20 protein-coding genes are annotated in these 19399 nt (G+C 73.9%); 10 read left to right on the top strand and 10 right to left on the bottom strand.

Features of this window, described 5'->3' with window-relative positions; genetic code table 11:
• Window positions 1-82: 82 nt before the first annotated feature.
• Both ACZ4W5_RS12790 and ACZ4W5_RS12785 read right to left on the bottom strand, forming a co-directional pair.
• Window positions 83-643, bottom strand: coding sequence for a GNAT family N-acetyltransferase (locus ACZ4W5_RS12790; RefSeq protein WP_465654172.1), 561 nt, complete (start codon window positions 641-643; stop codon window positions 83-85).
• 7 nt (window positions 644-650) lie between these two features.
• The gene (locus tag ACZ4W5_RS12785; RefSeq protein ID WP_465654171.1) at window positions 651-890 is read right to left on the bottom strand and encodes a hypothetical protein; all 240 of its coding nucleotides are present in this window, start codon (window positions 888-890) and stop codon (window positions 651-653) included.
• Window positions 891-917: 27 nt separating this feature from the next.
• On the opposite strand from ACZ4W5_RS12785, the gene ACZ4W5_RS12780 reads away from it, so the two are divergent.
• Complete coding sequence (locus tag ACZ4W5_RS12780; protein WP_465654170.1) at window positions 918-2015, top strand: NAD(P)-dependent oxidoreductase; 1098 nt, start codon at window positions 918-920, stop codon at window positions 2013-2015.
• Window positions 2016-2404: 389 nt separating this feature from the next.
• Here ACZ4W5_RS12780 and ACZ4W5_RS12775 read toward each other — a convergent pair whose 3' ends face one another.
• Entirely contained in the window at window positions 2405-3031 is a 627-nt protein-coding gene (locus ACZ4W5_RS12775) for a DUF4937 domain-containing protein (protein ID WP_465654169.1), read from the bottom strand.
• 185 nt (window positions 3032-3216) lie between these two features.
• Between ACZ4W5_RS12775 and ACZ4W5_RS12770 the strand changes: the two genes are divergently transcribed.
• From ACZ4W5_RS12770 to ACZ4W5_RS12755, 4 genes are all read left to right on the top strand, one after another.
• Entirely contained in the window at window positions 3217-3945 is a 729-nt protein-coding gene (locus ACZ4W5_RS12770; RefSeq protein WP_465654168.1) for a ribonuclease H family protein, read from the top strand.
• Window positions 3946-4016: 71 nt separating this feature from the next.
• On the top strand, window positions 4017-4730 hold the full coding sequence (locus ACZ4W5_RS12765; RefSeq protein ID WP_465654167.1) for a hypothetical protein: 714 nt from the start codon (window positions 4017-4019) through the stop codon (window positions 4728-4730).
• Between the two features lie 92 nt (window positions 4731-4822).
• A complete protein-coding gene (locus ACZ4W5_RS12760; RefSeq protein ID WP_465654166.1) occupies window positions 4823-5131 on the top strand; it encodes a hypothetical protein in 309 nt (102 codons plus the stop codon).
• A gap of 9 nt (window positions 5132-5140) precedes the next feature.
• Window positions 5141-6970, top strand: a complete 1830-nt coding sequence (locus tag ACZ4W5_RS12755; protein WP_465654165.1) for a DUF1003 domain-containing protein — start codon at window positions 5141-5143, stop codon at window positions 6968-6970.
• A 102-nt stretch (window positions 6971-7072) separates the two neighbouring features.
• Here ACZ4W5_RS12755 and ACZ4W5_RS12750 read toward each other — a convergent pair whose 3' ends face one another.
• Complete coding sequence (locus ACZ4W5_RS12750; protein WP_465654164.1) at window positions 7073-8245, bottom strand: hypothetical protein; 1173 nt, start codon at window positions 8243-8245, stop codon at window positions 7073-7075.
• On the opposite strand from ACZ4W5_RS12750, the gene ACZ4W5_RS12745 reads away from it, so the two are divergent.
• Window positions 8226-8384, top strand: a complete 159-nt coding sequence (locus ACZ4W5_RS12745) for a hypothetical protein (protein WP_465654163.1) — start codon at window positions 8226-8228, stop codon at window positions 8382-8384. The genes ACZ4W5_RS12750 and ACZ4W5_RS12745 overlap by 20 nt on opposite strands.
• 153 nt (window positions 8385-8537) lie before the next feature.
• Here ACZ4W5_RS12745 and ACZ4W5_RS12740 read toward each other — a convergent pair whose 3' ends face one another.
• The 4 genes from ACZ4W5_RS12740 to ACZ4W5_RS12725 all read right to left on the bottom strand — a co-directional run bounded on the left by ACZ4W5_RS12740 (window position 8538) and on the right by ACZ4W5_RS12725 (window position 12899).
• Window positions 8538-9434: a carbohydrate ABC transporter permease gene (locus ACZ4W5_RS12740; protein WP_465654162.1), complete on the bottom strand. Its 897-nt coding sequence runs from the start codon at window positions 9432-9434 to the stop codon at window positions 8538-8540.
• Entirely contained in the window at window positions 9421-10509 is a 1089-nt protein-coding gene (locus ACZ4W5_RS12735) for a carbohydrate ABC transporter permease (RefSeq protein WP_465654161.1), read from the bottom strand. Before ACZ4W5_RS12735 ends, ACZ4W5_RS12740 begins: the two co-directional genes overlap by 14 nt.
• Window positions 10499-11752, bottom strand: coding sequence for an extracellular solute-binding protein (locus tag ACZ4W5_RS12730; protein WP_465654160.1), 1254 nt, complete (start codon window positions 11750-11752; stop codon window positions 10499-10501). Before ACZ4W5_RS12730 ends, ACZ4W5_RS12735 begins: the two co-directional genes overlap by 11 nt.
• A 112-nt stretch (window positions 11753-11864) precedes the next feature.
• Window positions 11865-12899 carry a LacI family DNA-binding transcriptional regulator gene (locus ACZ4W5_RS12725; RefSeq protein ID WP_465654159.1) on the bottom strand — a complete coding sequence of 345 codons (1035 nt, stop codon included), beginning with the start codon at window positions 12897-12899 and terminating at the stop codon, window positions 11865-11867.
• 124 nt (window positions 12900-13023) lie between these two features.
• On the opposite strand from ACZ4W5_RS12725, the gene ACZ4W5_RS12720 reads away from it, so the two are divergent.
• From ACZ4W5_RS12720 to ACZ4W5_RS12710, 3 genes are all read left to right on the top strand, one after another.
• A complete protein-coding gene (locus tag ACZ4W5_RS12720) occupies window positions 13024-15117 on the top strand; it encodes an amylo-alpha-1,6-glucosidase (protein WP_465654158.1) in 2094 nt (697 codons plus the stop codon).
• 260 nt (window positions 15118-15377) lie between these two features.
• Window positions 15378-16160, top strand: a complete 783-nt coding sequence (locus ACZ4W5_RS12715; protein ID WP_360236687.1) for a hypothetical protein — start codon at window positions 15378-15380, stop codon at window positions 16158-16160.
• Window positions 16161-16383: 223 nt separating this feature from the next.
• The gene (locus tag ACZ4W5_RS12710) at window positions 16384-17094 is read left to right on the top strand and encodes a hypothetical protein (RefSeq protein ID WP_465654157.1); all 711 of its coding nucleotides are present in this window, start codon (window positions 16384-16386) and stop codon (window positions 17092-17094) included.
• Here ACZ4W5_RS12710 and ACZ4W5_RS12705 read toward each other — a convergent pair.
• Window positions 17070-17492, bottom strand: coding sequence for a winged helix-turn-helix transcriptional regulator (locus ACZ4W5_RS12705; RefSeq protein ID WP_465654156.1), 423 nt, complete (start codon window positions 17490-17492; stop codon window positions 17070-17072). The genes ACZ4W5_RS12710 and ACZ4W5_RS12705 overlap by 25 nt on opposite strands.
• Window positions 17493-17605: 113 nt before the next feature.
• Here ACZ4W5_RS12705 and ACZ4W5_RS12700 point away from each other — a divergent pair, with 113 nt between their 5' ends.
• Window positions 17606-18445, top strand: coding sequence for an SDR family oxidoreductase (locus tag ACZ4W5_RS12700; RefSeq protein ID WP_465654155.1), 840 nt, complete (start codon window positions 17606-17608; stop codon window positions 18443-18445).
• Between the two features lie 260 nt (window positions 18446-18705).
• Here ACZ4W5_RS12700 and ACZ4W5_RS12695 read toward each other — a convergent pair whose 3' ends face one another.
• Window positions 18706-19317: an MFS transporter gene (locus tag ACZ4W5_RS12695; protein ID WP_465654154.1), complete on the bottom strand. Its 612-nt coding sequence runs from the start codon at window positions 19315-19317 to the stop codon at window positions 18706-18708.
• Between the last annotated feature and the right edge of the window lie 82 nt (window positions 19318-19399).

Below are 19399 nucleotides of genomic sequence, written 5' to 3'. Positions count from 1 at the left end.
CCGCCGGGCCCTCGTACCACCGGGCCGGTCGGCGGTCAGCTGGTCTGGCGGTCAGCTGGTCCGGCGGTCAGTTGGCTGCCCGTCAGCTCCGTCGGAGCCGCCAGATCTGCTCCTCGCCGGTCTCGGCCGGGGCGAGCGCCTCGGCCGGGCGGCGCGCGTGCTCGGTGAAGCCGAGGCGGGCCGGGACGGCGCCGCTGGCGAGGTTGGCCGGGTCGTGCACGATCTCGACGAAGTCCACGCCGGGGAGCCGGAAGGCCTGGCCGACCAGCGCCCGGGCGGCACGGGTGGCGATCCCGCGGCCGGTGGCGGCCGGGTGCAGCCAGTAGCCGATCTCCCGGCCGTTGTCGGCGGTGTCCGCGCGCCGGAAGAGCCCGCAGGCGCCGACGATCGCGCCGTCCAGCAGGATCGCGTAGGTGAAGTCCTCGCCGCTCTCCCACTTCCCCGGCCGCTCGGCCAGGAACTCGGCGGTCTTGGCCTCGCTGTGCTCCGCGACCCACGGCATCCAGGGCCGCAGGTGCTCCAGCGACTCCTCGATGACCCGGAAGAACTCGAGGAAGTCCGCCTCGCCGCGGAAACGGCGCAGCGTCACCTCGCCCAGGTCGATCTCCTCTTCCGCCTGCTCCGTCTGCTCTGTCGGCTCCATTCACGGATCATGGTCGTGACCCCGCCGCCCGCGCAACGGGATTTCGGCGTCCCCGCAGGAGGTGGAGCAGTGCGTCGACGACGGCCGCGACACCGGCGATGAGCAGCGGGGACAGGCCGGCGACGCCCACCATGGCGACGCCGAAGCGGGGGTTCTCGGCGGCCTCGGCGAACTCCGGGTCCACCAGACCGTCCGGCTCCTCGGTGACGCCGGTGGCCGGCGCGGGAGTGTCAGTGGCACCGGGCATGATCGGGGGTGGCTGCACACTGACGGCGTGGGCGTGAGGGGGGTGGTGGCCGTGGGGCCGAGGCGGGTTCTGGTGCTGGACGCGGCGCCCGGGGAGTTGCTCGACCGGGAGCTGGAGCGGCTTTGCGGGCACGGTCTGGCCGTCACGCTGAACCTGCGGCGGGTGGCGGATCCGGCGGGGGTGACGGCCCGGTGGGCGGGGCGGGTGGAGTTCACCGACGTCGACCTGTTCGACGAGGCGGCGCTGACCGCCGAGTTGGTGCGGGGCGGGCTGGGCTTCCACGCGCTCAAGTCCCGTGCGGGGGTCCCGCTGCGCGCCGCGCTCCTGGCGGCGGCGACGGACCCCGCGTTGGCCCACCGGCTACGGGTGATCGGACGGGCGGGCGCCGGCACCGACCACGTCGACCTGACGGCCGCCGCCCGGCACGGCGTTGCCGTCACCCACACGCCCGGCTCCAACGCGAACGCCGTCGCCGAGTTCGCGCTGGCCCAGCTGCTCGCCCTGACCAGGCACCTGGTGCCGTACAACGAGGCCGCGCAGCAGGGCCGTTGGAGCACACCGGGCGCGCCGGCGGTCGGGCTGTCGGAGCTGACCCTGGGCATCCTCGGGCTGGGCCGGATCGGACGGGCGCTGGCGGAGCGGGCCACGGCGCTGGGCATGAGCGTCCAGGCCCTCACCCGCCGGCCGGCCCTCACCCGGCACCCGGCCCGCGCCGCCGTACGCCCGGTCGCCGACCTGGACGCCCTGCTCGCCACCAGCGACGTGGTGTCCCTGCACGTCCCGCTCACCCCGGACACCCGGGGGCTGATCGGCCGGGCCGAACTGGCCCGGATGCGGCCCGGTTCGATCCTGCTGAACACCGCCCGCGGCGGCATCGTCGACGAGCAGGCCCTCGCTGAGGCCCTCCGCGACCCGGCCCACCCACTGACGGCGGCCGCCGTGGACACCTTCGCCCACGAGCACGCCGCCTTCGTCTCGCCGCTCTCCGGGCTGCCCAACGTCCTGCTCACCCCGCACGTCGCCGGGATGACCAGGGGTGCCATGGCCGAGGCGGCCCTCCGCTGCGCCGACCACGTCGCCGCGCTGCTCGCGGGTCGGCCGGAGGGGGTGCCGGTGGTGCGCTGACCCAGGGTCAGGGCCAGGGGCGTCGGCGGTCACGCCTGACGCCCGAGGATGTCAGTGCAGGGGGCTGAACGGAAGGAGGCTGCCCGCAGGCACCGCGCGGCGCTCTTGTGGACCCCGTCAAGGAGTCGGCGGCAGAAGACGGATGTTCCCGATGAAGACGATGTCCCCGCGACAACCCGGGTCATCCTTCGTCACGGTGGCCATGTCGGAGTTCCTTCCATCGCCCCTGTAAACTGGCACAACGTCCGGGCCATTCCAACGACTTCCCCCTGTGTCCATCGTCCCGCCACGGTGCCGGGCCCGCATGCCGAGCAGTGATCGGCCGGACACGATCTGGGTCGAAGCCGCGCCCACCCCGTGCGGAGTTGATGCGGCAGACGCGACTCCGCCTACGTGACGTGCCAGGTGGGTTCCAGGGGTACGACGTGGCCGGTCAGGGTGGCGACGTCGGCGGGGACGTTCGCGCGGGCGCGCAGGGTGGGGAAGGTGTGGGTGGTGTAGTCCGCGTGGGCCTCGGGGGAGGTCCAGAGGGTGGTGACCAGGTAGCGGTCGGCGGCGAGGCGGGTGACGGTGCCGGCGAGGAGGCCGCCGGCCGCGGCCATGCCGGGGGCCCAGACGTCGCGTTGGACGGTGAGGAAGTGGTCGGCGCGGGCCGGGAGGAGGTGGCAGTCGGCGGCGCGCAGCAGGGTGGCGTGCCGGAGGGCCTCCGGGAGGGAGGGGGCCGCGCCGGGGAAGGCCTGGACGACCGGGCCGGTGGCGACCCGGATCGAGTCCCAACTGCCCTGCTGGGCGGCCTCGGTGGCGACCTCGTCGTGGCGCTCGCGCATGAAGCGGTCGTAGGCGGCCCGGTCCGTCCAGAGGGCGTACAGCAGGGCCCGGTCGCCGGTGCGGTCCCAGCCGCCCAGTTGCCCGAGCAGCCCCGGCTGGTCCGCGATCGCCGACCAGCAGCGCTGTCCGGCGGCGAAGGCCGCGCGGGCGCCGGGCCGGACCCGGCAGTCGATCCACTTGCCCCACATGGGGGCCATCATGCTGCGCCGGGCGGGCCGAGCGGCAATCGGCCGGAGGTCGCGGGCGGGCTCGGGCCACGGGCGTAGGGCCGCCCGGTGGCTCCCGTTCAGCTGGTCCGCCGCGCTGCTGCTGCCCCTGCTGCGCAGCTGACCCGCTTTGGCTCCGAGGCGCCTGACCAGGCATGATCGGGGGCATGGTCGAACGAGTCATTGCAGCGTGTGACGGAGCAGCCAAGGGGAACCCCGGCCCGGCGGCCTGGGCCTACGTGGTCGCGGATGCCACCGGGGCGCCCCAGCGCTGGGAGGCGGGGCCGCTCGGGCACAGCACCAACAACATCGGCGAGCTGACGGCGCTTCAACAGCTGCTGTCCGCCACCGACCCGGCCGTCCCGCTGGAGGTCCGGCTCGACAGCACGTACACCCGGGACTCGGTCACCAAGTGGCTCAAGGGCTGGAAGCGCAACGGCTGGAAGACGGCCGCGGGCAAGCCGGTGGCCAACCGTGAGCTGATCCAGCGGATCGACGAGCTGCTGGAGGGCCGGGACGTCACCTTCGTCTACGTTCCCGCCCACCAGGTAGACGGCGACCCGCTGAACGCCATCGCCGACAAGGCCGCCAGCGATGCCGCCCGCACCCAGCAGGCCGCCGCCGGGACGGCCGCCGACCTGCCGGTGCCCGACCCGGCCGCGGCGGTCAAGACGCCCAGGGCCACGAAGCCGCGCACCGCCTCCGCCAGCACCGGAACCGGCACCGGAACCGGAACCGGATCCGGCGCCGCCAAGCGCAGTGGCGGCGGCTCGCGCACCCTGAACGCCCGCTTCCCCGGCACCTGCCCGTGCAGCCGCCCGTACGCCAAGGGCGACAAGATCACCAAGGTCGGCAGCAGCTGGGGCCACCCGGAGTGCGCCGCCGCTCACGCCTGAGCACCGCCGGGCCGCCGTCTGAGTACGGGTACTCAGGCGGTGGCTCGGCCCGGCCGGGCACGATGGTGATCATGACGAAGCGTGTTCGGACGGACGGCCGGGGCGGCCGCAAGGCGGTGCGGGTGGCGCTGCTCACGACGGTCGCCGGAGCGGCGGTGCTCGGCACGGTCGGCTACCGCGGCGCCGTGACGGTCGCGGCGAAGGTCCCGCGGGTCTGGTCGGGGGAGCCGTACCCGGTGGCCGACCCGGCCGCCGTCGCCGCGCACCTGGACGCCCGGACCCAGGCCGTCTACGACGCCCTCGCCCTGCCGCCCGGCGTGGCACTGACCCCGGCGCCGGTCGGCGACGACGGAATCACCGCCCGGGTCCAGGGCGTCTGCCATGCCCGCGGCCTGGAGCACCTCCTGGAGAGCATGAACGACGGGGGCGCCGACCAGCCCCGCACGGCCGTGCTCGGCGCCCACTTCACCCTCGCCGGAGTGAGCCCGACCCAGTGGACGGAGGCCCTGGGGCGCGCCCGGACGACCCTGACCGCCCAGGGCTGGACGGTCGTCTCGGTGGACGAGTCCGCGCCCGTCCCCAGCCTGAGCCTGGCACCGCCCTCGGACGGCCCGGGATCCCTCGCCGAGGGCGCCTCGCTCCGCTACGACCCGGTGGCCCGCACCCTCACCGTCGGCGCGGGCGCCGAGTGCTCCCGCTTCACCGACGGCACCGCGGTGGACCAGGCCGGGGAGCCGACCACGCTGCCGGCCCCCACCGCCCCGAAGCAACTGCGCGCCCGCTGAGTACCCGACCCACCGCGCTCCGTACAGCCGGGTGAACAGACCGGCCGAGCAGACCGGTGAACCAGCACCGGAGGAGCGAGGAGGTGGGCCCGGTGATCGTCTCCGAGACCGCGGAGTTCCACATCGGCGACCGGGTGTGGGTGTACCGCGAATCCTCCTACGGCACGGTGGAGAGCGCCGTCGTGGTGGACGCCCCCGCGGACCGCAGTCTGCGGCTGGAGTTCGCCGACGGCCACCGCAACCACCTGCGCCACGGCCGGGTCGAGCTGCACGGCCTGCACCGTACGGGTGTTGACGGAGCGTTAAGATCCTGCCCCGGGAAGCGTCCGGCCGCCCAGGCCGACCCGGCCGCTGCCATCATGGGCACGACTCCGGCGGCGGGCGCCGGCGTTCGACCATGAGGAGCGGGCGTGACGGAAGCCGGTACGGCGATCGACCAGCCGCGGCAGCACCCGGTGACGGTGGCGGACGAACAGGTCGGGCTGAACGGCGCGATCGCGGCCGCGCTGACCCGGGCCGTGGGCTCGATGCCCGCCCTGTACGTGACCCTGGTGCTGGTCGCCGGCTGGATGGCGCTGGCGACCTGGGGGCCGCTGCACTCGATCGACCCCTACCCCTTCGGCTTCCTGCTGTTCCTGGACAACGTCGTCCAACTGGCGCTCTGCCTGGCGATCCTGGTCGGCCAGCGGGTGCTGGGCCAGGCCGCCGACCGCAGGGCGGTGCAGACCTACGAGAACGCCGAGGCGATCTTCGCCAGGGTCGCCGACCTCCAGGCGCACCTGGACCGGCACGACCGGGCGCTCGGGCGCGGGGTGAGCCTGCTGGAGACCAGCGGGCACCCGTGGATCCAGCGGCACCGGGTGCAGCCGCCGCCGCAGGCCCTGGACCAGGTCGCCGGGGTCAACGGGCGGATCGCCGCCTGGCTGACCGGGCGGCTGGGCAGCATGTGGGCCTTCTACCTCGCCGCCGTGACCCAGGTGCTCTGGATCGGCCTGTCCCAGCTCGGGGTGCAGACCTTCGACCCGTACCCGTTCGCCTTCATGAGCTTCCTGTCCACGCTGGCCCAGCTGGTCTTCATGATCGTGATCATGGTCGGCCAGGACGTACTGGGCAAGGCCGGCGACCGCCGTGCCGAGCAGACCCTGCTGGACGCCGAGGCCGTGCTGCACGAGTGCGGCCGGATGAAGGCCCGGCTGGAGGCGCAGGGGAGGGTGATCGAGAGCCTGGCCGACTACACCGACGCCCAGGTCACCCGGCAACTGGCCCGGGCCATCCACCGCAGCCGGGTGGCGGCCGCGGTCGAGGACGGCGAGGAGGCGGGCAGCCGCCCGGCCCTGCTGCCCTGGGAGGAACTGCCCGAGGAACTGCGGACGGCCAACCGGCGCCAGGCCCGCCAGCTCGGCGAGCGCCTCGCCGCGGTCGGCTGCCTGATGGTGCCCACCTCCGAGCAGGTCGCCCCGGACGCCGTCGGCGGCTTCGAGGACTTCACCGAGGAGGAGGCCGAGGTGCTGGCCCGGCTGGAGCACGAGCACGAGCACGAGCACGAGCACCGCTACGGCACCGGCGCCGAACCGGAGGCGCTGCTCCCCGGCCAGCGGGACGGCCGGGCGGTGTTCCTGCCCTGGGAGGAGCTGTCGGACCGGGCCCGGGCCCGTACGGTGGAGTCGGTGCGGCTGATCCCCGCCGTGCTCGCCGAGGTCGGCTTCCAGGTGATCCGGATCGGCCGGGTCGCCGACGGCGCGGGGGAGTTGGACTTCACCCCCGAGGAGTGGACGACGCTGGGCCGGGCCCTGATGGCCTCCGGCGTGCTGGTCGCCCTCGCCGAGGGCGTCGCGGACCCGGAGGAGGTGATAGCGATCGTCAAGCTGCTGCGCGAGGCGAGCAGCACCCATCCGCGGCGCTTCGTCCGCGAGTTGGCGGCGGCCTCGACCTTCGACACCGGGCTGCGCCCCGACACCCGCTACGCCGGGTACCGCGGGCCCGCGCTGGAGACGATCCGGGCCGCCACCCGGATCGTGGCCGAGCGGGCCCCGGATGAACTCGCCGGGTACCGGGAACTCCTGCTGGAGATCGCGACCGTGGTCGCGGACGCCAACGAGGAGGGCGGCATCCTCGGTCTGGGCGCCCGCACCCGGGTGCCGAACGAGGTGGCGGCCATGGAGGCCGTCCGGGCCGCGAGCCTGGGCGAGCCCGAGGCCGCGCCGGTGCGGGCCAGGACGGGCCCGCGTAAGCGCGGTTGAACGGGCACGACCGGCCGACCGCGGGAGCGGCCGGCCGGTCGGTGCGTCAGGGGCGCATGCGGGGGCGCGTCAGAGGCGGTAGCGGCACCCCTCAGGAGCGGGTCACTTCTCCTCGGCCATCGCCTTGATGTCCTCGAAGCCCAGCCCCATCTTGTTGAACGCCTTGGCCTGGGCCTCCGACATGCCGAGCGCGGCCAGCGACTTGAGCTGGGCGTCGGTCAGCGGCGCGGCCTCGGTGTTGAACGGCGGGACGCCGGTGGCGTCGTCCCCGGCGGTCGGGTCCTGGCCGCCGGTGGCCAGCGCGAGGAAGGACTTCATCAGGTCCTCGCTGGTCATCGGGGTGGCGTCGGCCGGGGCCTCGACCTTCGGCGCGTCCTGGTTGAAGGCGAGCTTCACCGGGAAGCTGACGCCCGGGTCGACCTTCTTCTCCAGCTGCGACAGATCGAAGGTGGCCGAGTTGAGCGCGCCGTCCTTGAGGTACAGGTCGACGCCGACCTTGCGGTCCGGGACGTCGGTCGGGGCCTCGGTCGGGAACTTCTTGAACTGCTGCGGGAACTTGGCGGAGAGCGGCTTGACGGCCTTGTACAGCTCGTCCACGGCCTGGCGGGCCGGTGCGCTCATCCAGATGTGCTCGGTGCCGTCCTTCGTGCCCTTGTCCTCGAAGGTGACCGTCCGGTTGAACACGTCCTTGAGCGAGTTGACGAGCTCCTTGCCAGCGGCCGGGTCGACCGAGGGCACGGCCTCCGGCTTGCCGCCCTTGGCGCCGTCCTGCTTCTTGGCCTCGTCCGCGAGCTGCTGGAGGTCGAGCGAGACCCACTTGCCGTCCAGCAGGCTCTTGGCGGGGGCCAGGTCGGGGGAGAGGTCCTTGGCGATGGTGTCGGCCTCGGCCGGGTCCTGGCCGGTGAGCTTGAGCACGCTCTTGAGGTCGAGGTGCAGGAAGCCCTTGGCGTCGACCTGGCGGTACTCGAAGAGCGGGGTGCCCTTCTTGTCCGCGACGAGGTAGGAGATCCGCACCGACTTGTCGAGCGTGATGTCCTGCTGGTTCTTCCGGTCGCCCGCCCCCGCGTTCTTGAAGGCGTCGAGGTCCTTGAGCGGCTTGTCGGCCGAGACCGCGACGGAGACCGAGAGGCCGGACAGGCTCTTCGCGCTCTGCTCGTCGATCGCCTCGCCGCCGCTGGCCTTGGTGAAGGCGACGATCTGCTCCGGGGTGGCGTCCACGGAGAGGGTGAAGTCGGCGGACTTGCCGTCACCGACCTTGCCGAAGGCCTTCGACACCTTCTGGCCGGCCGAGAGCTGCTCGGCGGTGCCGCAGGCGGTGAGGCCGGCGGCGAGGACGGAGGCGGTGACGGCGACGGGCAGCGCACCGCGGGCGGCCGTGCGGATGGCGGTGTTGATGGTGGAACTCCTGGTCTGACGGGGCCTGAGTGAAACGGGTCAGGCCATTCCCTCCCCTGCGGTGAGGAGCGCCGCAGCGTACACAGGTGATCACATTATCAGCAAGAAAGCACCTGATTATTGACCTCAGCTTTAACTGAACAGGCCGATATGCGTACCTTTTGGCCGGGTTTCAGCCCTTTGACGAGCCGGAGTTGGCACCCCGGACGAATTGGCGCTGGAAGCAGAAGAACAGCACCGCCACCGGCACGGTGGAGACCAGCGCCGCCGCCAGCTTGAGCGGGTACTGCGTCCCGGAGCCGAGGCCGCCGGAGACGAAGTGCGCCAGACCCGTCGTCAGGGTGTCGTGCTCACTGGACTGGGTGGAGACCAGGAAGTGGGTGAACTCGTTCCAGGAGCCCTGGAAGGACAGCACGGTGAGGGTGATCAGCGAGGGCCGGGACATCGGCAGCACCACCGACCAGAAGATCCGGAACGTCCCGGCGCCGTCGATCCGCGCCGCCTCCTCGATCTCGCGCGGCACCGAGACGAAGAACTGCCGCATGATGAAGATCCCGGCGGCGTCGACCAGCAGCGGCAGCACCATCCCACCGTAGGTGTCGAACATCCCGAAGCTCTTGAGCACCAGGAACTTCGGGATCAGCAGCACCACACCCGGCACCGCCATCACCGCCAGCACGAAGCCGTACAGCAGCCGGCGGCCGGGAAAGGCGATCCGGGCCAGGGCGTAGCCCGCCATGGAGTCGAACAGCACCCGCCCGGCCGTGACCAGGACGGTCACCAGCACGCTGTTGCCCAGCCAGCCGAGGAACGGCACGTTCTCCACGCCGTGCGCGAGCCCGAACAGCCGGCGGTAGGAGTCGAGGGTGCCGCCGTCCGGGAGCAGCGTCATCGGGTGGGCGGCCGCGTCCGGGTCGGTCTTGAAGCTGTTCGCCAACTGGAGCAGGAACGGCAGCAGGTAGAGCAGCGCGAAGCCGAGCAGCGCGGCGTACCCGAGCAGGCGCAGCGGCCGGGGGAAGCGGGCGAGCACGGGCCGTTCCGTGCCCGTCCCGTGGTCAGCGCGCCGCACGGCGGACTCCCTTCGAGCGGGGCCCCGGGGCGCCGTCCCGCTCCCGCAGGGCCCACCGCTGCGCGGCGGTGAGCAGCAGGACCAGGCCGAGCAGGACGAACGCGATGGCGGCGCCCTGCCCGTAGTCGGCGTTGTCGAAGCCGGAGGAGTAGGAGAGGTAGGCGGGGGTGAGGGTGGTGTTGCCGGGCGCGCCCTTGCCCATCACGTACACCTGGTCGAAGACCTGCCAGGTGGAGATCAGCCCCAGGGTCAGCACCAGGAACAGCACCGGCCGCAGGGCGGGCAGGGTGACGTGGCGCAGCACCTGGCGCCGGCCGGCGCCGTCCAGGGCGGCGGCCTCCTCCAGTTCGCGCGGGACGTCCTGGAGGGCCGCCAGGAAGATCAGCATGAAGGTGCCCGAGGTGGTCCAGACGGCCATCAGGATCAGGGTGCACATCGCGACCGAGGGCCCGGCGAACCACTCCGACCAGGCCAGCCCGAGCGGGCCGCCGGCCGTCGGCACGGGCTGGTCCACGCCGAACCACCCGAGCACCAGCCAGACCAGCCCGCGCGGATCGGCGAACCAGTTGGGGCCCTGGACGCCGACCCAGCCCAGCATCCGGTTGACGGCGCCGCTGCCCTGGAAGAGGAACAGGAAGACCGTCGAGACGGCGATCGAGCTGGTGACGGACGGGAAGTAGAACACCGTGCGCAGGGCGCCGCGGCCGCGCAGCAGCCGCTGGTTGACGGCGAGCGCCAGGGCCAGCGCGAGCACGGTCTGCACCGGCACCGTCAGCACCACGTAGTAGAGGGTGTTGCGCAGCGAGGTGGCGAACAGGGTGCGGTCCAGGCCGTCCACGGTGAACAGCCGGCGGTAGTTGTCCAGGCCGACGAAGTCCGCGCTGCCGTCGAAGGGGTTGGACTGGCCGTCCCAGTGCAGCAGGCTCACCCACAGTGCCATCGCGATCGGCAGCACCATGAAGAGGCCGAGGACCAGGACCATGGGGGTGGTGAACAGCCAGCCCCAGGCCCCCTCGCGCAGACCGCCCAGACCGCGCAGACCGCGCCGAACGCGAGGGCGCGGGTCAGCGGGCATTCTTGACGACCTGCTCGCCGTTGCGCTGGAGGGCGGCCAGCACGGCCGCCGGGTCGGCCGTCCGCAGCGACTGGAGGTCGGTGTTGAACTGGGTCAGCACCTGGTTGAACCCGGGCACGGTGACCGGGGGTTGGGCGTGGGCGACGCCGTCCACCCAGGCCTTGGACTCCGGGTACTTCTCGGCGTAGGTGGCGAGCGCGCTGGTGCGGGAGGGCATCACGCCGAAGGCCTTGGCGAACTCCAGCTGCTGGTCGGCGGAGGTGAGCTGCTTGACCAGGTCGACGCCGGCCGCCTGGTGGCGGCTCTTGGCGGCGATGCCCCAGCAGTTGCTGAACGCCAGGGTGCCGGGGCCGGCCGGCCCGGCGGGCAGCGGGAGCACCTGGTACGGGACGTTCGGGTAGTCCTTGGCCATCGCGCCCTTGAGCCAGTTGCCCTCGATGGTCATCGCGGCCCTGCCCTTGCCGAGCGCCTCGCCGCCCCAGCCGGCGTCCACGTCGGCGACGTACTTGGCGGAGCCGGCCTTCAACAGGCCCTGGACGTACTCCAGCGCCTGCCGGTTGCCGGGGGCGTCGGCGGTCATCGCGGTCTGCTCGGGGTTGGTGATCCAGCTGCCGGCCTGCTTGAACAGGGCGCCGAGCCGCTGGTAGTCGGGGGCGGTGACCAGGCCGGTCACGCCGTCCTTGGTGAGCTTGGCGGCGTCGTCGGCGAGTTGCTGCCAGGTGGTGGGGTAGTCGGCCTCGGTGAGGCCGGCCTGCTGCCACATCGTGGTGTTGACGGCCAGGGCCAGGGTGGAGCTGTCCTTGGGCAGGCAGGTGAGCCTGCCGTCGTGGCTGAACGCCTTGCGCAGCTGCTCGGAGAAGTCCGAGGCGTCGGGTATCTGCTCGCCGTAGGCGTACAACGAGCCGCCCTTGGCGTAGTTGGCGAACTGGTCGGAGTTCACGTAGAAGAGGTCCGGCGGGTTGCCGCCGGCGAAGGCCTGGCCGAGCTGCTGGTTGATGTTGCTGGCGATCTGCACGGTGACGGTGTTGCCGGTCCGCTGCGCCCAGGCGGCGGTGGCGGCCTTGACCGCCGCGGTCTCGGCCTCGCCGGAGCTGGCGATCAGGACGGTCAGGCTCTGACCGGCGCCGGAGGACTGCTTGGCCGACGTGTCGCCGAATCCGCCCGAGGAGGAGCAGCCGGTGACGGCGCCGAGGGCGACGGCCGTGCAGACGGCGGCCGTGGCGAGGGTGCGGGAGGTGGCCATGCGGATCTCCTTGCGGGGGTGGGTGGTGAACGGCCTTCGGGGGACGGGTGCTTCGGGTGGGCCTCGGCGGCGGGGATCCGGGGGAGTGGACGGGACGGGGGCGGCGCGGGCGCTACGCGCTCTCGCGGAGCACCAGCTCCGGTTCCAGCAGCACGTGTTCGACGGGCCGCCCGCGGTCGCCCAGGCGCTCCAGCAGCAGCTGCATGCAGACCCGGCCGACCGCGTCGAGCGGCTGGGCGAGGCTGGAGAGCGAGGGGAAGAGCAGCGGGGCGATCGGGGAGTCGTCGAAGCCGATCACGGCGGCCTCCGGGCCGGGGGTGCGGCCGGCCCGGCGCAGGGCCTGGTACCAGCCCAGCGCGAGGGTGTCGCTGGCGGCGACGACGGCGGTCGCGCCGCCGGCCAGCAGCTTCTCGGCGGCCTCGGTGGCGCGCTCCGGGTCGTCCGGGCTCTCCATCCGGCGGCCCCGGGTGGGAAGGCCCAGTTCGCGCATCGCGTCCTGCCAGCCGCGGGCCCGGTCGTCGCCGACCCCGGAGCCCTTGGGCCAGCCGAGGAAGCCGATCCGGCGGTGGCCGAGCCCGGCCAGGTGGCGGACGGCCGCCGAGGTGCCGGCGGCGCCGTCCACGTCGACCCAGTCCCCGACGTCCTTGCCGGACCAGGTGCGGCCGAAGGCGACGAAGGGGACGCCGCGCTCGTGCAGCCAGGCCTGGCGCCGGTCGCCGCGGTCGGTGCCGCTGAGCACGAAGCCGTCGGCGCCGTGTTCGTCCAGCAGCTGCTGGTAGCGGGTGAGTCCGTCGTCCCCGGGGGCGACGGCGAACAGCACGACCCGGTAGCCGGCCCGGTCGGCGGCCTCGGAGAGCGAGTGCAGGAACTGGTCGAGGACGGGGGTCGGGACACCGGTGCTGCTGGAGCGGATGCCGTAGCCGATCAGCCGGCTGGCCCTGGTCTTGAGCGCCTGGGCGGCCCGGTGCGGGCGGTAGCCGAGTTCGTCGATGGCGCGCCGGACCCGCTCCAGCGTCTGCGGCCGCAGCAGCTCGGGCGAGTTGATCGCGTTGGACACCGTCTGACGGCCCACGCCGGCCCGGGCGGCGACCATTTCGAGGGTCACCGCGGACCCGTGGCCGATCCTGGGCGATGAGTGTGCATGCATGACGGTGATCCTAGGTTCTGTCGCCGCAAGGCTTGGCTTGGAGCGTTCCAAGCGGGGGTTCCATCAACCCCACCAGGGGAGTTAATGTCTTGGAACGCTCCAATGACAGAAAGGTTGCGCCCGGGTGGAAGCAACTGTCAAGCCCCGCACCGAGAACGAGGAGACCATGCCCGCTCCCGACCGCCAGCCCTTCCTGCACGACGCCCGGCTCTCCGTGGCCGCCCCCAGCTTCTGCGCCAGCCGCCCCGACGGCCGGATCGGCGAGGGCGCCGACGGCTTCTACCACGGCGACCGCCGCATCCTCTCCCGCCTGGAGATCGGCGCCCCCGGCGTCCCCGAAGCCCCCGTCGCCACCGCCGAACTCCCGGACGGGCACACCGTCTTCGTCACCGTGCTGCGCGGCCTCGGCGAGCGGACCGCCGACCCCGCCACCACCCTGGAACGCCGCCGCGAGCTCCACCCCGGCCGCCTGGTCGAGCACTGCACCCTCCACAACGCCGGCGCCCGCCCCGCCCGACTGCGCCTGGAGATCCGCGCCGAGAGCGACTTCGCCGCCATGGACACCGTCAAGGCCGGCCGCACCGGCACCCCGGTCGAACCCCGCGCCGACGGTGACGACGGCCTGCGCTGGCAGGACGGCCCGCTCACCGCCGCCCTCACCCTCACCCCCGCACCCCACCACCTCGACCCCGCCACCGGCACCCTCGGCTACGACCTCGAACTCGCCTCGGGCCAGAGCTGGCACGCCGTCCTGGAGTGCACCGCCGAACACCGCGACGGCGACCTCTTCCCCGCCGCCCGCACCACCCCCTGGAGCACCCCCGAGGTCACCGGCCGCGACCACCACCTCGCCCACTGGCTCACCCGCTCCCACCACGACCTGCGCGGCCTGCTGCTCGCCGACCCGCTGCGCCCCGCCGACACCTTCCTCGGCGCCGGCGCGCCCTGGTTCCTCACCCTGTTCGGCCGGGACTCGCTCTGGGCGGCCCGGATGCTGCTCCCGCTCGGCACCGACCTCGCCGCCGGCACCCTGCGCACCCTGGCCCGCCGTCAGGGCCGCACCGTCGACCCGGCCACCGAGGAGCAGCCCGGCAAGATCCTGCACGAGGTCCGCCGCGCCGAACAGCACCTCGACACCGGCTCCCGCCTGCCGCCCCACTACTACGGCACCGCCGACGCCACCCCGCTCTGGCTCCTGCTGCTGCACGACGCCTGGCGCTGGGGCCTGCCCGCCGAGCAGGTCGAGGAGCTGCTCCCGCACGCCGAGGCCGCCCTCGACTGGCTGGAGCGCTACGCCGACGCGGACGGCGACGGCTTCCTGGAGTACGTGGACAGCACCGGCCGCGGCCTCTCCAACCAGGGCTGGAAGGACTCCTCGGACGGCATCCGGTTCCGCGACGGCCGGATCGCCGCCGCCCCGATCGCCCTCAGCGAGGTCCAGGCCTACGCCCACGAGGCCGCCGTCAAGTCCGCCGACCTGCTGGAGGCCTTCGGCCGCCCCGGCGCCGACCGGTGGCGGCAGTGGGCGCAGCGGCTGCGCGAGCGCTTCCGCGACCGGTTCTGGACCGAGGACGAGCACGGCCGCCACCCGGTGGTCGCCCTCGACCGGGACAAGCGGCCGGTCGACTCGGTCACCTCCAACCTCGGCCACCTGCTCGGCACCGGCCTGCTCTCGGCCGAGGAGAGCGCGCTGGTCGCGCGGCGCCTCACCGCCCCCGGCCTGGACAGCGGCTTCGGCCTGCGCACCCTGGACTCCGCCACCGCCGGTTTCAACCCGCTGGGCTACCACACCGGTTCGGTCTGGCCGCACGACACCGCCGTCGCCGTGCACGGACTGGCCCGGGCCGGCCGGCACGAGGACGCCGCGCCGCTGGCCGCCGGGCTGCTGCGCGCCGCCGCGGCCTTCGACCACCGGCTGCCCGAGCTGTACGGCGGCCACCCGCGCGAGCGCTACCACCGCCCCGTCCCGTACCCCGCCTCCTGCCGCCCGCAGGCCTGGGCCGCGGCCTCCGCCGTCCTGGTGCTCCAGGCGCTGCTCGGGCTCGCCGCGGACGCTCCCGGGCGCCGGCTGTGGGTGCGCGGGAGCGTACCGGCCGGGTACGAGTCGCTGCGGATCGACGGGCTGACGGTGGCCGGGCTGCCGATCGAGGTGGCCACCGACCACACCGGCGCCGTCCGGCTGCGCGCCCCGGAGGGGTTCACCGTCATCACGGTCTGAGGGTCTCGTGAAGGTCCTGCGTCGCCCGGCGGACCGGGCGTCGGCCGGCCGACAGCCGTCCGCCCTCGGTGAACTCCCGTCACCCGGGCCACCGTCGGGTGCTCCGTGTGCCGACTCGACCTCGCCGGGAAGCGGCCCGGCGGGGCCCCGGCCGCCCCCGGGGGCGCTGGTGTTCGAGGTGTCATCACCACCTGCTAACCTCAGCCGATTTCCCGCCGCACCGAGCCGGCGGACACGACGGGGTAAGAGGTACAGAAGACATGGCATTCCTCCGGGCCAAGCAGAAGGCCCAGGTCATCGAGAAGCTGTCGCAGGTGGCGCCGCCCGGCGAGACCTTCATCGCCTGTGTGCACGCGGAGAGCGGGCCCAGCCCGTGGCTCGCGGCCGCGCTCGGTGAGATTCCGCTCGTCGGCCTGATCATCGTGCTGACCCGCAGGTACTACTTCCTGACGCTCACCAACAGCCACGTGGTGATCAACTCGGCCAACCGCTGGAACAACCGGCCCGGCGACGTGGTCGCGGCCTTCCCGCGGCAGGCCTTCCCGGTCAGCCGGGTCAAGCGGGCGAGCATCTGGAGCTCGATGTACGTCCAGATGCCGGGCAACGCCAACCCGGTGCGGCTGAACATCCACCGCATCTGGCGGGCCGAGATGGACCAGCTGAGTGCCGCCTTCCCGCCCGGGGCGATCGACCCGAGCTCGCAGCCCTTCGACACCCCGCAGAACCAGGGCTTCCCGCCGCCGGCGTACCCGATGGGCGTCCAGGCCGGGCCCGGCCAGCAGATGATCCCGCCGCAGCCGCCGCACCAGCAGCCGCAGCAGGGCTTCGGCGCGCCGCAGGCGCAGCCGTACCCTCCGCAGCAGCCGCAGCCGTACCCGGGGGCGCAGCCGGGCCAGCCGTACCCGGCGCCGCAGGCCTACCCGCCGGCCCAGCCGTACCCGGCGCAGCCGGGGGCCCCGGTGCCCCCGCAGGGCCAGCCGTACCCGCCGCAGGTCCCGAACGTGCCGTACCCGGGGCAGCAGGGCTACCCGGGCCAGCGCTGACCGCGCGCCCGCGCCGACCGCGGCCCCGGTTCCCCGTGCGGGAGCCGGGGCCGCGGCCTTCGGTTTGGACCCGGGCCCGGGCGCCGGGGAGCCGGCCACCGGGGGTGAGGCGGCGGTCGCCGGGCGCGGCGGGTCCGCGGCCGGGGCCGGCTCGGCGCGCCCGCCCGGGCGGACTCTGCGAGGCTGAGAGGGACAGCAGCCTCGATCGAGGAGGCCCGCACCGATGTCAGCGCAGAGCCCGGAGCCGTCCGGGCGCAAGGCCCACCTCGCCGCGATCCGGGCCGCGGAGGTCCGGCACGCGCGGACCAGGCGGTGGCTGGTGCGCGGTCTGGTCGTCCTGGTGGTGCTCGCGGTGGTCGGCGCGATCGCGGTCGTGATCGCCGAGAACCAGGGCAGCTCAGCGCCGTCGGGCGTCCCGGCGCAGCCCCGGACCACCGCCGAGGGCCGGACCACCCCGCCGCCCTGGGACGCGCCGGCCGACGCCGCGGCGGCCGTCAAGGCGGCCGGCCTGCCGATGCTCGGCGCGGAGGGCACCGCCCTGCACATCCACACCCACCTCGACGTCTACGCCGACGGGCAGCCCGTGACCGTCCCCGCGCTGGTCGGCATCGACGAGAGCGCCCAGCGGATCAGCCCGCTGCACACCCACGACACCAGCGGGGTCGTCCACATCGAGTCGCCGGTGGCGGCCGACTTCACCCTGGGCCAGTTCCTGACCGAGTGGCAGGTCTCCGCCTCCGCGGACCACTTGGGCGGGCTGCGCACCGACGCCACCCACACGCTCACCGCGTACGTGGACGGCAAGGCGGTGGGCGGCGACCCGGCGGCGATCGTGCTGCACGCCCACGACGAGATCGCCCTGGTGTACGGCACGGCCGCCGAGAACGCCGCCGTCAAGGTGCCGAGCGGCTACGACTGGCCGAGCGGACTCTGAGCCGGCAGGGGCCTTCCGCCCGGCGGTGAACCGCCGTCGAGTGGGGGCAGCCGTCGGGTGATCCGGTCGAACAGTTCCCTGAGCGGCTCGCCCAGTTCGCGGCCGAACTCGGTGAGCCCGTAGGTGACCTGGGGCGGTGTGGTCGGTGCGACCTCCCGCCGGACCAGGCCGTCCTGGACCAGGGCGCGCAGGGTCTGGGTGAGCATCTTCTCGCTGATGCCCTGGATGCTCTCGCGCAGCTCGTAGAAGCGCAGGTCGTTGCTCCGCAGGGAGATCAGCACCCAGATCCCCCAGCGGCTGGTCACGTGGTCGACGACGTCGCGCGCGGGGCAGTCGGTGTGAAACACGTCATACCGGCACCCCGGTGCGGCCGCTCTGTACTGCGGGCCTTCCCTCATGTGTGGAGCTTACTTCAAGGTATGTCCTTACCAAAGGTAAGTCGATGCTCCTAGGTTGAGGGCCTCGGAGGACCTCCGAGAAGGACGAGCACGACGAGTGGTGGGAGCTGAACATGATCGTGGTGACCGGGGCCACCGGCAACATCGGCCGGCCGTTGACCCAGGCGCTGGCAGAGGCGGGCCGGGAGGTGACGGCGGTGTCGCGGCGGGCGGCGGCGGTGCCGGACGGCGTCCGCCACGTGGCGGCCGACCTGGCCGAGCCGGGCGCCCTCAAGCCGGTGCTGGCCGGGGCGGAGGCGCTGTTCCTGCTGCTGTCCGGCGAGCTGCACGGCGCCGGGGCCCGCCCGGCCGACCTCGTCGCCGACGCCGTGGGCGCCGGGGTCCGGCGGATCGTCCTGCTCTCCACTCAGGCCGTGGTGACCAGGCCCGTCGGCCCGACGCGGATCGCGCTGCGCGCACTGGAGGACAAGCTGCGCGGGTCCGGCGTGGAGTGGAGCATCCTGCGGCCCGGCGGCTTCGCGTCCAACGCCTTCTGGTGGGCCGAGTCGGTGCGCACCGACCGGCTGGTCGCCGCGCCCTTCGGGGACGTCGGCCTGCCGATCGTCGATCCGGCCGACATCGCCGAGGTGGCGGCGGCCTGCCTGCTGGACGAGCGGCACGCCGGCGGCCGCTACGAGCTCACCGGGCCGGAGGTGATCACCCCGCGCGGGCAGGCGGCGGCATTGGCCGCCGCGCTGGGCGAGCCGGTGCGCTTCCACGAGCTCAGCCGGGAGGAGGCCATGGCCGGCATGGCCCGGAACATGCCGGTGGAGCTGGCCGACGACACCCTGGACATCCTCGGCGCGCCCAGCCCGGCCGAGACCCGGATCAGCCCGGACGTCCAGCGGGTCCTCGGCCGGCCGCCGCGCCCGTTCGCGGACTGGGCCGCGCGCAACGTCGCCGCGTTCCGCTGAGCGAAGGTCCGTTGAGCGAAGGTCCGTTGAGAACGGGACCGTTGGGCACGGGGCCGTTGGGCATGGGTCCGTCGAGAACGGGTCCGTTGAGCACGGGTCCGCCGGGGCGGGCCGGGCTGGGTCGCCCCGGGCCTGCCGAACGGCACCGAGCGGGCCAGAGCCCTGGTCATCGGCGTCGACGGCACCCGCTACCACAAGCCGCTCACCGCCGACGCGCCTGCGGGCGGGGACCGTGCACCGGCCCCCGCCCCGCCCCCGGTTCAGGCCAGGTCGCGCATCCGGCGGATCGGGCCGGCCAGCAGGATCACCGGGCTCACCACACTGACCACGGCGACCAGCAGCAGCGCCGTCCGCGGTCCCCAGGCCGCGGCGGCGGCCCCGGCGGCCAGGGCGCCGACCGGGATCGCGCCCCAGGAGACGAAGCGGACCGTGGCCATCACCCGGGACAGCAGCTCCGGCGGGGTGTGGGTCTGCCGGTGGGTGCGGGTCACGATGCTGGTGACCACGACCCCCGCCGAGAACCCGGCGTTGCCGAGTGCGAACAAGAGCGTCGCCCATCCGGGCCCGGCGAGCGGGAGCAGCAGGGCGAAGGCGGTGGCGACCACGGCCGCCCAGCGCAACGCGACAGCGCTGCCGAACCGCGCCACCAGTCGGGGCGTGGCGGCCGCGCCGAGCAGGCTGCCCAGCCCGCCGGTGGCCATCAGGGCGCCGACGGCGGCGGCCGGGGCGTCGAGGGTGCGGACCAGGAACACCGGGGTGAGCGTCATCAGCCCGCCGCAGACGAAGTTCACCGCGGTGGCGTCGGCCACGCAGGGCCGGATCACCGGGTGCCGGGTGACGAACCGCCAGCCCTCGCGGATCTGCTCGCGCATCCCGGTGGCGGGGGGGGGGGGGGGGGGGGGGGGGGGGGGGGGGGGGGGGGGGGGGGGGGGGGGGGGGGGGGGGGAGGGGAGG

The sequence above is a fragment of the Kitasatospora sp. NPDC029367 genome (assembly GCF_055569135.1).
This window is presented reverse-complemented; position numbering and strand designations above follow the sequence as displayed.